This window comes from Lonsdalea iberica (genome assembly GCF_002111585.1).
Lineage (GTDB): Bacteria > Pseudomonadota > Gammaproteobacteria > Enterobacterales > Enterobacteriaceae > Lonsdalea > Lonsdalea iberica.
The window spans coordinates 40103-52086 of the sequence record NZ_LUTP01000018.1 but is presented as its reverse complement, the minus strand read 5'-3'; the positions used below and the strand labels follow the sequence as shown (position 1 = coordinate 52086).

Sequence of the window (11984 nt, the reverse complement as noted above, 5' to 3'; positions counted from 1 at the left end):
ACGCTCGCCACGGTAGAGGCACCCGGACGATCGCACTATTTATGGAGCAGAGATGAATAACCTCGATCACGCCGTCTTATCGAGAATGACGGGCGAAAAAGCGGCCGTACACGGCTTGCTGAACTGCCTGATCAAAGAGTTCGCCATTCCGGAGGGTTATGTTCGTTATACCTGGCCCGATGATATGCGCGGTATCCCGCCCGGCGCTGACTTCGACGGAGCCGAATGGCGAGGGATCCCGCTGACGATCCAGCTTCCCGCGGAAGGGGAACTGTGGGTCATGGTTGACCGTCGGGATAGCCTTGGAAGTCAGTATTATCTCTCGGACGTTTATTTAAAACGGCCGGGCGAATGTTGGCACTGTCCGGTGTTCGACCGCTTGGTCGCGGACCTGCTCACCGCCTGCGAAACCTGGGTCGGCCGCCGCAACCCCGAGCTGCAGGCTCAAATCGCGCAGAGCCAACAGCTGGTGCAAGCGATTGTTGCGCACAACGGTCGTCGCCCGGCGGCTTCGCCTCTCAGCCACTATCTGCTCAGCGAACAGGGGCTGTGGTTCGGTCATCCCAGCCATCCTGCGCCCAAGGCACGGCTGTGGCCTAGCGAGTTGGGGCAAATGCCGTGGGCGCCCGAGTTTCAGGCCCAAGCGGCGTTGCACCAGTTCGAGGTGCCGAAGGACGGGTTGCACATCGGCGCTAACGGCCTCACGCCGGAACAGGTGCTGGACGGGTTCGCCGACCAGCGCCAGGCGGGGGCCGACCGGGCCATCATTTGCATGCATCCGGTTCAAGCAAGGCTGTTTATGCAGGACGAACGGGTGCAGCAGCGGCTGCGCGCCGGCGAAATCCGCGATCTGGGCGCCAGCGGCCGGTTAGCCAGTCCAACCGCCTCGATCCGCACCTGGTACCTCGACGAACACGACTATTTCATCAAAGGATCGCTGAACGTTCGCATCACCAACTGTGTCCGCAAAAATGCCTGGTATGAGCTGGAAAGTACGGTGCTGATCGACCGCCTGTTCGCCGATCTAATGGCGAGACAGCCAGACTCGCTGGGCGGTCTGGTGGCGGCCAGGGAGCCGGGCGTGCTGAGCTGGAGTCCGGCGGCGGCCAGCGAAAGCGATCGCCACTGGTTCAGGGAGCAGACCGGCGCCATTTTGCGGGAGAATTTCTGCCGTCGTACCGGCGCGCAAAACAGCCTGATGGCCGGAACGTTGTTCGCTCGCGGCACGGATCTGCGCCCGCTGATCCACCCCTTCCTGCATGCGCACTATGGGTATCCGCTTGACGATTTCAGCCTGCTGCGCTGGTTCGACGACTACCAGTCGCTGCTATTGCGACCGGTGCTGGCGCTGTTCTTCAACCACGGGGTAGTGATGGAGCCGCACTTGCAAAATAGCGTCCTGGTGCACCGGGAGGGACGGCCGCATCAGGTGTTGTTGCGGGACTTCGAGGGCGTGAAGTTAACCGACGAGTACGGCATGCGGGTGGTTGGCGACGAGGTGCATCCCCGCGTGCGGGCTTCGCTACGCTATTCGCGCCAGCAGGGTTGGAATCGCATTCAGTACTGCTTGCTGGTGAATCATCTGTCGGAAGCCGTCTTGGCGTTGAGCGACGCACGCCCGGCGCTGGCGCCGCAAATGTGGCAACGGGTGCGTGACCAACTGAAGGCAATCCAGAGCGAGCTTCAAGGTCCGTCACCCGAGTTGGAGGCCTTGATTGAGGGCCATCCGATCGCCTGTAAAACCAATCTCAAGGTACGGCTTTCCGCCGACGCAGACCGGGCTGCGGGCTACGTTCACCTGCCTGCGCCCTGGTTCGAAGAGGGACGCTATGACTGAGCTTCCGTCCCACGTCGTCGCGGCCATCCGACGCCTGCAACAACAGGAGTCCGACCCGCTGGCGGCCTTCGTCTATGACCTGACGGCGCTGAAACGGCATGTGATGGCCGTCACGGCCGCGCTGCCGCCCGGCGTCGAGCTTTACTACGCCATCAAGGCCAACAGCGAGACGCCGATTCTGGACACCGTCGCGCCGTGGGTCGACGGGTTTGAGATCTCGTCGGGCGGCGAAATCGAGCGGGTGGCGGGGTGTTCGACGCCGCGGCCTTTCGTGTTTTCCGGTCCGGGCAAGCTCGATGCCGACTTCGATGCGGCGTTGCAGCGCGAGGTGGCGGCGGTGCATGTGGAGAGCCTGCACGAAATCACCCGCCTGCAACGCCGCGCGGAGCGGCATGGGCGAATACAGCCGGTATTCATCCGTATTAACCCCCAGCTGTCCGACGGGCTGACCACCAAGCTGGCGATGGCGGGGAAGCCGACGCCGTTCGGCATCGACGAGTCTGAACTGGCGGCGGCGGTCACGGCGGTTGACGACGCCAGCCAGCTGCGGCTGCAAGGGTTCCACGTCCATGCCATGTCGCACCAGCTTCAGGCGGAGCGACATCACCAACTACTTGACTTCTATCTCAGCCGCTGGCCTGGCTGGAAAGCGCTGTCGCGCCAGCCGGAGACGATCACGCATCTCAACGTCGGCGGCGGTATTGGGGTGGACTACCTCAACGCGGCGCAGTTTGACTGGCCGTCGCTGTGCCGTTTTCTGGCGCAGCGGTTGGCCGCGCAGGAGGATGCGCCGGTGGTGCGCTTCGAACCGGGGCGGTTCATCAGCGCCTACTGCGGCTATTACGTCGTCGAGGTGCTGGACACGAAAGTCAGCCACGGCAAGGGGTTTTTGGTCTGCCGCGGCGGCACGCATCAGTTCCGTCTACCGGTCGCTCAGGGGCACGATCATCCGGTGATTCATCTGACGGAAGACGCGCGCGAACCGACAAACTGGCAGACGTGGACGGTCGTCGGACAGCTGTGTACGCCCAAAGACGTCCTGAGCCGAGACCGTCGACTGGCCGATGTCCGCATCGGCGATCTTCTGGTGCTCCCGATGGCGGGGGCCTACGGCTACAACATCTCTCACGCCGACTTCCTGTGCCATCCGCGTCCGCCGCAGTGGTTTGTGTCCGCCCCCGAAGAGGGCGAGGAGCGTCATGAGCGCTAGCGCCCGTGCTCGTGCGCTGGTGGTGACCAACGTCTTGTTCGGCACGATCACCGTCAGCCTCAGCAACAGCGCGCTCAACCCGGCACTGCCCGCGTTTATGAGCGCGTTCAGCGTCGGGCCGCTGCTGGCGACGTGGATCGTCGCCGGATTCATGGTCAGCATGACGATGACCATGCCGCTGACCGGATATCTCGGTGCGCGTTGGGGGCATAAAAGGCTCTATCTCATTGGCGTGACGCTGTTTATTGCGGGGTCGCTCGCTGGCGCGATGGCGACGTCAATGTTCGGGGTGATCGGCGCGCGCGTGATTCAGGGGATCGCCAGCGGCCTGATGATCCCCCTGTCGCTGACGCTGATTTTTGCGGTGTATCCGCGGGAGCAGCGCGGGGGCATCACGGGGATATGGAGCGCCGTGGTCATGCTGGCGCCGGCGGTGGGGCCGCTGTGCGGCGGGCTGTTGCTGGAGGTGTTCAGCTGGCGCGCGTTGTTTGCCGTCAATCTGCCGTTCGGGCTGCTGGCGCTGCTGATGGGCGGGCGGGTTTTACCCTCGATGCCCCCTAATACCAACGCGGCGTTCGACGCCAAGGGCTACGCGCTCATCGCCGCCGGTATTGGTCTGTTGCTGCTGGCGACCAGCCGCCTGCATCAGATCTCCGCGTTGTCCGAACCGCTGAATATCGCGCTGCTCGCGCTGGCGGCGCTTAGTTTGACGCTCTTCGCGTGCCGCGCCTGGCGCAAGGCCGAGCCGCTACTGAATTTGCGTATGTTCCGGCTGCGCGGTTATCGCCTGAGCGTGGCGATCACCGTGATTCAGTCCGTCGGCATGTTTGAGTGTTTGGTGTTGTTGCCGCTGCTGGTGCAGCTGGTGCTGGGCCACAGCGCGATCGACACCGGTCTGGCGCTGCTGTGTACCGCGCTGAGCGCCAGCCTGTTCGGGAAAATCGGCGGCGGTCTGCTGGATCGCCACGGGCCGTCACGCGTGGTCGCGACGGGTCTGTTGCTGACCGGTCTCGCGACCTGCGGGCTGGGCCTGCTGGGGCCGCAGAGTTCGCTCTGGGTGGTCTTCGTCCTGATGGTGCTGCGCGGCGCGGGGCTGGGCCTGTCTTATATGCCGGTGACCACCGCCGGATTGAACGTGCTGCCGGATGCGCTGGTGACGCAGGGCGCGGCGATGAACAACATCGCGCGCAGGCTGGCGGCCTCGCTGGCGATGGTGGTGGCCGCGCTCTACCTCGAATGGCGGATGACCGGCGGCCCGGCGGCGCTGGCGACCTTGCGGTCGTCGGCCATCGGCGAAACGTTTATCGCCACCGGCCTGTTGATTTTTCTGGCGCTGCCGTGCGCTCTGCGTTTCCCCCGCGCGGACGAGGCGGCGGATTTACTGGCCCCGTACAGGGAGCCGCACTGAAGCGAAGGATTTTGTTAACCGTCAACGGATAAAGGTAAAACTCATGGAGACATCGTTACCCGCCGCACAGCGTGCGTACGCCGCCGACTGTCAGTGGCTGTTGCAGATGGATAAGACGCGTTACCAGCAGGTGGTGCAGCGTGTGGTCGGGCAACTGCTGCAAACGCTGTTGTATGAAGAGGTGCTGACCTTCCGGCGGACGCCGCGTGATGACGGGCAGTCGCTGTTCGTGATTCAGGGCCGCGACGCGGAACACCGCACGGTGGAATATCGTTGCACAGGTCTGTTCAGCGACAGCTTCGATCTGATTCGACTGGACTACGCCAGCCTTCGCCGGTTCGATTGTGACGGTGGGGGCGCGATCCCGTCACTGCATCAGTTGCTGTCCGAGCTGTTGAGCGAGAGAGAAGATCCGGCCTGTCTGGCTCGCTTCGTCCAGGAGCTGGAACAGACGCAGCTAAAAGATTTGCAGTCCCGCGCGCAGTCCTACCCGCCCAACGCGGAGCCGCATCGGCTGGATTTCGACGCGTTGGAGCGCCACTTTATGGACGCCCACAGCTACCATCCCTGCTACAAATCCCGCATCGGCTTCACGCTGGATGATAACGCGCAGTGGGGACCGGAATTCGCAGAACCGATTTCGCTGGTCTGGCTGGCCGTGGCAAAGGGGCTGGCGTCCGTCAATCATTCATCGCGTCTGGATTTGGTCAGCTTTCTGGACGAAGAAGTGGGCGAGGTCTGTCGGCGAGCCTGGGCCGAGCAGCTGGAACGGCAGGGATACCGGCTGGAAGACTACTGGCTGATCCCGGCGCATCCCTGGCAGTGGCGCAACGTGATCCTGCCGGCCTGTCATACCGAGTTGGTTAGCGGCGCGTTGATCTGTCTGGGGACGACGTCAGACCGCTGGCAGGCGCAGCAGTCGATCCGCACGTTGGCGAACCGCTCGGTTAACACCCGGCCTTACGTCAAGCTGTCGCTGAGTATCACTAACACCTCCAGCACCCGAATTCTGGCCCGCCACACGGTCATGAACGGGCCGATCATCACCGACTGGCTGCAGCAGTTGATCGAAAGCGATCAGACCGCGCGTAACCTGAAATTTGTCATTCTCGGAGAAATCGCCGGGGTGAGTCTGGATACCCGTCTGCATCCCGCCAGCCGCAGCGCCCAGACCTATGGCGTGCTCGGCGCGCTGTGGCGTGAAAGTATTCACCCTTATTTGCAGCCGGGCGAACAGGCGATCCCGTTCAACGGATTAAGTCATGTCGAAAATCGCTATTGTGAAGGGGCGCCGGCTCCGTTTATCGACGTCTGGATACGGCAGTATGGGTTGGGCAACTGGACGCGGCAGCTGCTGAACGTCACGGTTTTACCGATTGTGCATATGCTGTTCGCCGAGGGGATCGGTATGGAGTCGCACGGTCAGAACATTGTGCTGATCGCCCGCGACGGCTGGCCGCAGCGCATCGCACTTAAAGATTTTCACGACGGCGTGCGCTACTCGCCGCAGCATCTGGCGCGGCCGGATCGCTGTCCGGAACTGGCGCCATTACCCCCCAGCCACGCCAAAATCAACCGCAATTCGTTCATTCTGACGGACGATGTGGACGCGGTGCGCGACTTCACCTGCGACGCCTTTTTCTTTATCTGTCTGGCGGAAATGGCGATTTTCCTGCGCCAGCACTATGGCCTGGAAGAATCGCGCTTCTGGCGAATGACCGCCGACGTCATTCTTGACTATCAGGCCGCGCATCCGCAGCACCGCTCGCGCTATAACCTCTTTGACGTGTTCGCGCCCACCTACGAGGTGGAAGCGCTCACCCAGCGCCGTCTGTTTGGCGACGGCGAACGGCGCTTCAAAGCGGTGCCGAATCCGCTCTATCCCTTTAGGCCGTCCTCATGCTGAGAGTCAACGCGTTGAAACGCAAGCTGGCGGCGGGAACGCCAGCCTACGGGCTGTTTGCCTCAATTCCGTCGCCCGCGTCGATAGAGCTGATCGCGGAGGCGGGCTTCGACTTTGTCATTATCGACACCGAACATGTGCTGATAAACCCGGAAACGGTGGAGAACATGATCCGCACCGCGGAATCTTATGCCCTGACGCCGCTGGTGCGGGTCGCCGACGGGAACCCGAAAACCATGCTGCGCCTGCTGGATGGCGGCGCTCAGGGCATCGTGCTGCCGATGGTGGAGCAGGCGGAGCAGGTGCGGGAGGCGTTGGCCGCCTGCTTCTATCACCCCAGGGGCATTCGAAGTTTGAACGCGGGCCGTCCCGGCGCGTTCGGCAAGGAGAGCCTGGCGGAGTATGTACGCCGGGCCAACCAGGAAATTCTGTTGGTCGCGATGATTGAAAGCGGGGTGGGCGTGGCGCAGGCGGAGGCTATCGCCGCCGTCGAGGGGCTGGACATGATTCTGGAGGGCGCGGCGGATCTCTCTCAGTCGCTCGGGATACCGTGGCGCATTGACGACCCGGCGGTCCAGCGCGCGCTGACAACGGTATGGCGGGCGGCGCAACAACGGGGCGTGCCCTATTGCGCTATTCCACGCCAGCCGGGAGACCTCGACCGTTGGCGCGCGCGCGGCGTCGGGGCATTTGTACTGGGGGATGAACGAGGCATCGCTTTTCGCGCACTACAGGCCAGATTGGCCACCACATTTTCGTCGGATAAGGGAGTCTAAGTATGGAAACGTCACTGTCCTTTCATCGTCTGCGGGCGGAACAGATCGTCATGCAGGATCTGATCGACTGCCTGCTGGCAGAGCAGTTTTTCGGCGCAGATGCGCTCACGCTGTTGACGGAAACCGCGTGGCGACAGAAGTACGGTCACCCCAGTCCATTGAGCGCCTGCCTGTCTTCGTCGGAGTATGCACGTCTGTGGCTGTGGCGCGGCCAATCGCCGGAGGCGATGACGCTGCTGGTGGCGCTCAGGCCGGGCATCACTCAGGCGTGGGAGAAAGCGCCGCTGTCGTCGGTTTATGTCGGTGATCCTGAAACGGCGGAGTGGCAGGCGCTGTCACCGGAAGACTTCATGCGCTGGGTCTTCGCCGCTCAGGGCGCATCGAAGCAAAACGCGGAGGGACAGCGGTTGTTTCTTGAAGCGCTGGAAACCAGCGTGCAGCAAACGGCGCTGTCGCAGTCACACCGTATTGAGACCGAGGGATTGCTTGCGCGCGATAATGCGGACTTCTTTCATATCATGGAGCAGTGGGCCTCGCTGCGCGACCGGCCATATCACCCGACCGCCAAGGCGAAGCAGGGGTTGAATGCACAAGATTATCAGCACTACGTGGCGGAGTTCGCCCGGCCAGTGACATTGTGTTGGGTGGCCGTCGCCCGTAACTGCCTGCTGTGCGGCGAAGGGATTGAGGAGCTTCCTCGACAAACCCCGGCGGACTATCTGTTGACGGCGGACGATCGCCTCCGGCTGGCCGACGAATTGGTGGATCGCGGACTGGACGAAAGTCACGTAGCGCTGCCGGTTCACCCCTGGCAGGACACGCACGTGTTGGATCAACTTTTGGGCGATGCGTTGCACGATGGACGCTGCCGCCGGCTGGCGTTTCGATCCGACGGGGCGTTGCCGACCTCGTCGTTGCGCTCCATGACGCCCGGTTTCGCCAGCGCGGATTACCTGAAGCTGCCGATGGCGATCTATTCGCTGGGCGCGTCGCGCTATTTACCCGCCGTCAAAATGATCAATGGCAATTTGAGCGAGGCGCTGTTGCATGAGGCGCTGGCGCGTGATGAGGAGCTAAAAGCGCGGTTGTTCCTCTGCGATGAACGACGTTGGTGGGCGTATATGCCGCCGCAGGCGACGCTGTTCGACGAAGCGCCGCGCCACCTGTCCGCGATGGTGCGCCGCTATCCGCCTCAGCTGTTGCAGGATGCGGAGTGCCGACTGCTGCCGATGGCGGCGTTAGGCACGTTATTGCCCGACAGCCGTCGCCACTTCTTCGACGACTGGTTGGCTTACCGTGCGCTGCCTGTCTCCGAAGAGAACGTATTGACGCTGTTCGCCGAGCTGTGCCGCTGCTTCTTCACGCTGAATTTCCGCCTGTTCCGGCTGGGGATGCTGGGGGAGATTCACGGCCAAAACGCGGTGCTGGTCTGGAAGGCGGGGCGGGCGCACGGCCTGCTGTTGCGCGACCATGACTCGCTGCGGGTCCACGTCCCGACGCTAAATAAGCATGGCATGCAGGACCCGGTCTACCGTCTTAAACCCGGCAATACCGCCAACACGCTCTATCACGAACGACTGCAGGACCTGCTGTTCTGGCTGCAAACGCTGGGCATACAGGTCAACCTGCGCGCCATCATCGACACGCTGGCCGCCGTCTACGCCATCGCGCCCGCCATGCTGTGGCGCACCTTGCGGGCTGAGATCGAACAGGCTATCGCGGACGTCATCGTGGAAGCGGATATACGGCAGATGCTGCACGATTCGCTGTTTGAGCGCGAAACCTGGCCGCAAAAGCTGCTGATCACTCCGACTATCGCCGCGCGGCGGACCGGGCAGCATGCCATTCGGCAAAGGCGAGGTGGTGAACCCGTTTGTGCAGCTAGAAAGAGGTTTCCACTAACGTGCATCGCAGACACCTTTCTCGCCGCAGCGCACTGCGGCTGTCGTTGGGCTTGCTGCCGCTGGGGCTGAACTGGCCGCGTCTGGCGTGGGCCGAGACGGCTGAACCTCGGGTGGTCACCCTGTTCCAGGGGGCGACGGATACCGCCGTGGCGCTGGGCATGACGCCCGTCGGCGTGGTGGAGTCCTGGAGTGAGAAGCCGACCTACCGTTATTTGCGCTCGGCGCTGTCGGGGGTGCCGATTGTCGGGCTGGAGACGCAGCCCAGCTTGGAAGACATCGTGATGCTGCGCCCTCAGGCGATTATCGCGTCCCGATTTCGGCACCAGCGGATCTCCGCGCTACTGTCGCGTATTGCGCCGGTGACGATGCTGGATGAGATCTATCAGTTCAAGCAAACGGTGCTGGCGATGGGGCAGGCGCTGCAACGGCAGGCGGCCGCACAGGCATTGCTGGCGGACTGGCAACGTCGGGTAGCGCAGTTGCAAGGACGGCTGCAACCACCGTTTGGCCGTCGGTGGCCGCCGACCGTCGCGGTGTTGGATATTCGCGAGGATCACATTCGCAGCTATCTGCCCGCGAGCTTCCCAGGATCGGTGCTCACCGAGCTGGGATTTGGCTGGAGCGAAGCCAGCCGCGCGCAGCCGGGCGTCTCGCTCAAACTCACCAATCTGGAAAGTCTTCCGGTCGTGGACGCCGATATCTTCTTCGTATTTCTGCGTACGGAGCGCGCTTCCGCCATGCGTCATTACGAACGCGTTATCGCACACCCGCTATGGCGGCAGATGCGTGCTCCGCAGCGGGGGCAGGTGTGGCGAGTGGACGGCGTCACCTGGAGCTTGTCCGGCGGCATTCTGGGCGCGCAGCACATACTGGAGGATGTCGAACGGGTCATGCAAGGCGGCGTATCATGAGTCGGGGCCACGCACGGGAACGTTATCGTGTTATCGCACTGGCGAGCTGTGTTCTGCTCGTCTTCCTGCTGGCACTGTTCAGCCTGACGGTGGGGCCGGTATATGTCCCGCCGACACAGGTGGCGGCGGCGTTTCTGGATCCGGACGTCATGAACGTGAGTCACAGCATAGTGACCTCGACACGGCTGACGCGGACGACGATCGCCATCGTCGTTGGCGGCAGTCTGGCCGTCGCTGGGGCGCTGATGCAGGCCTTGACTCGAAATCCGCTGGCGTCGCCGGGATTGTTCGGCGTCAATGCCGGGGCGATGTTTTTTCTGATTGTGTGTGCGGCGCTGCTGCCCTCGGCGTCGTTGCAGGTTGGCCAGTGGTCGGCCTTTGCGGGCGCGGCGTTGGCCGGCGGGCTGGTGTGGTTGACCGGCACGCTGGGGCAGGGGCGGCTCAACCCGCTGCGCATGGTGCTGGCCGGGGCGGCGATTTCGGCGATGTTCGCGGCATTCAGTCAGGCGATTCTGGTGGTGAGTCAGGAGGGGTTGGATACGGTCCTGTTCTGGCTGGCCGGATCGGTGGCAGATCGCGATCTGATGATGGTTCGCCCGCTGCTGGCGGGGTGCTTCATCGCGCTGGCGGCCTCGCTGCTGTTGGCGGGGCAGGTGAACGTCCTGGGCGCGGGCGAGGCGATTGCCCGTGGGCTTGGGCAGCGCACCGGCCTGATACGGCTAATGATGTGCGTATTGGTGGTGGTACTGGCGGGCAGCGCCGTGGCGATGGCGGGCAATATCGGTTTTATCGGTCTGGTCGTCCCCCATATCGCCAGGCGGCTCTTTCCCGTCGACCAGCGCTGGCGGCTACCGGGATGCGCGCTCTTGGGTGCGTCGCTGTTGCTGCTGGCGGATATTCTGGCGCGTGTCGTCATCATGCCGCAAGAAGTGCCGGTCGGGGTGATGACCGCGCTGCTCGGCGCGCCATGTTTCTTGTCTTTACTGCGTCGGGGAGGTCGGCATGGATAAGATCCTGCTTGTGCGTGGGCGCGGCTTTTCCCGGCAGATCAATGTCTCAACGGCGGTTCGTCTGCTTATCGCCTGTGTGGTGTTGCTGAGCCTGCTGCTGCTCTCGCTGTGTCTGGGCAAGATCCCGTTGTCGCCTTGGGCGGCGTTGCAGTCGTTGGCTGTCGGAGGACAGGGCGGTATCGCCTTTATCGTGACGGAATTGAGACTGCCGCGCAGCCTGCTGGCGATGCTGGTGGGCGGCGCGTTGGCGCTTTCCGGCTTGTTGTTGCAGGCGATGATCCGCAACCCGCTGGCCTCGCCCGATATTCTGGGCATCACCAGCGGGGCCAGCGCCGCCACAGTCTGCTATCTCTCTTTCCCGACGGTGGCGCTGGGGGCGGGCTATTTGCCGCTCGCCGCTATGACGGGCGCCGCCGTCGCGGCGCTGGCGGTATATCTGCTGGCCTGGCGGGCGGGCGTCTCGCCGCAGCGACTGGTGCTGACCGGCGTGGGAATTTCGGCGCTGCTGACCGCCGTCACGACCTTCCTGTTGGTGTTCAGCCCGTTAACGACCACGCTATCGGCTTATGTCTGGTTGACCGGCAGCGTCTACGCCGCCAGTTGGCAGGAAACCGGGACGCTCGCCGGTTGGCTGTTGGCGATCGTTCCACTCTGGATGGGGGTGGCGCGGCATGTGACGGCGCAGCGGCTCGACGATGATTTGGCGCGGGGGATCGGCCTCCACGTGCAGTGGATACGGCTCGGGCTGCTGGCCGTTAGCGTGGCGCTGGCCGGCGCGGCGATTGCCTGGGGTGGGGCAATGGCGTTTGTCGGACTCATCGCGCCGCACATCGCCAAGCGGCTGGTCGGTCCCGCTTTCGGCGGTCAGGCCGCCATGACCGCCCTATGCGGCGCGGGTTTGGTGCTGTTGGCCGACCTGTGCGGACGTACGCTGTTCCTGCCGCTGGACCTGCCGGCCGGTATTTTTGTCTCGGCGTTAGGCACGCCGTTTTTCCTGTATTTGTTGTTGAAACAACGTCATTGAG

General features: G+C 63.4%; 9 protein-coding genes. All 9 read left to right on the top strand.

Annotated elements, in window-relative coordinates; genetic code table 11:
• The first annotated feature begins 52 nt into the window (after positions 1 to 52).
• From AU511_RS09050 to AU511_RS09010, 9 genes are read left to right on the top strand one after another with little or no spacing between them, the layout of a single operon-like run.
• Positions 53 to 1837, top strand: a complete 1785-nt coding sequence (locus AU511_RS09050; protein ID WP_094109451.1) for an IucA/IucC family protein — start codon at positions 53 to 55, stop codon at positions 1835 to 1837.
• Positions 1830 to 3047, top strand: coding sequence for a type III PLP-dependent enzyme (locus AU511_RS09045; RefSeq protein ID WP_094109450.1), 1218 nt, complete (start codon positions 1830 to 1832; stop codon positions 3045 to 3047). Before AU511_RS09050 ends, AU511_RS09045 begins: the two co-directional genes overlap by 8 nt.
• The gene (locus AU511_RS09040; RefSeq protein WP_094109449.1) at positions 3037 to 4455 is read left to right on the top strand and encodes a DHA2 family efflux MFS transporter permease subunit; all 1419 of its coding nucleotides are present in this window, start codon (positions 3037 to 3039) and stop codon (positions 4453 to 4455) included. Before AU511_RS09045 ends, AU511_RS09040 begins: the two co-directional genes overlap by 11 nt.
• Positions 4456 to 4498: 43 nt before the next feature.
• Entirely contained in the window at positions 4499 to 6361 is a 1863-nt protein-coding gene (locus AU511_RS09035) for an IucA/IucC family protein (protein ID WP_094109448.1), read from the top strand.
• Positions 6355 to 7134: an HpcH/HpaI aldolase family protein gene (locus AU511_RS09030; RefSeq protein WP_094109447.1), complete on the top strand. Its 780-nt coding sequence runs from the start codon at positions 6355 to 6357 to the stop codon at positions 7132 to 7134. The genes AU511_RS09035 and AU511_RS09030 overlap by 7 nt, the downstream gene beginning before the upstream one ends.
• Positions 7135 to 7136: 2 nt before the next feature.
• Positions 7137 to 9107 (top strand): IucA/IucC family protein, encoded by a 1971-nt coding sequence (locus AU511_RS09025; protein WP_240503800.1) that lies wholly within the window; start codon positions 7137 to 7139, stop codon positions 9105 to 9107.
• Positions 9038 to 9949: an ABC transporter substrate-binding protein gene (locus AU511_RS09020; protein ID WP_094101669.1), complete on the top strand. Its 912-nt coding sequence runs from the start codon at positions 9038 to 9040 to the stop codon at positions 9947 to 9949. The genes AU511_RS09025 and AU511_RS09020 overlap by 70 nt, the downstream gene beginning before the upstream one ends.
• On the top strand, positions 9946 to 10959 hold the full coding sequence (locus AU511_RS09015; protein ID WP_094109446.1) for a FecCD family ABC transporter permease: 1014 nt from the start codon (positions 9946 to 9948) through the stop codon (positions 10957 to 10959). The genes AU511_RS09020 and AU511_RS09015 overlap by 4 nt, the downstream gene beginning before the upstream one ends.
• Complete coding sequence (locus AU511_RS09010) at positions 10952 to 11983, top strand: FecCD family ABC transporter permease (protein ID WP_094109445.1); 1032 nt, start codon at positions 10952 to 10954, stop codon at positions 11981 to 11983. The genes AU511_RS09015 and AU511_RS09010 overlap by 8 nt, the downstream gene beginning before the upstream one ends.
• Position 11984 lies beyond the last annotated feature (1 nt).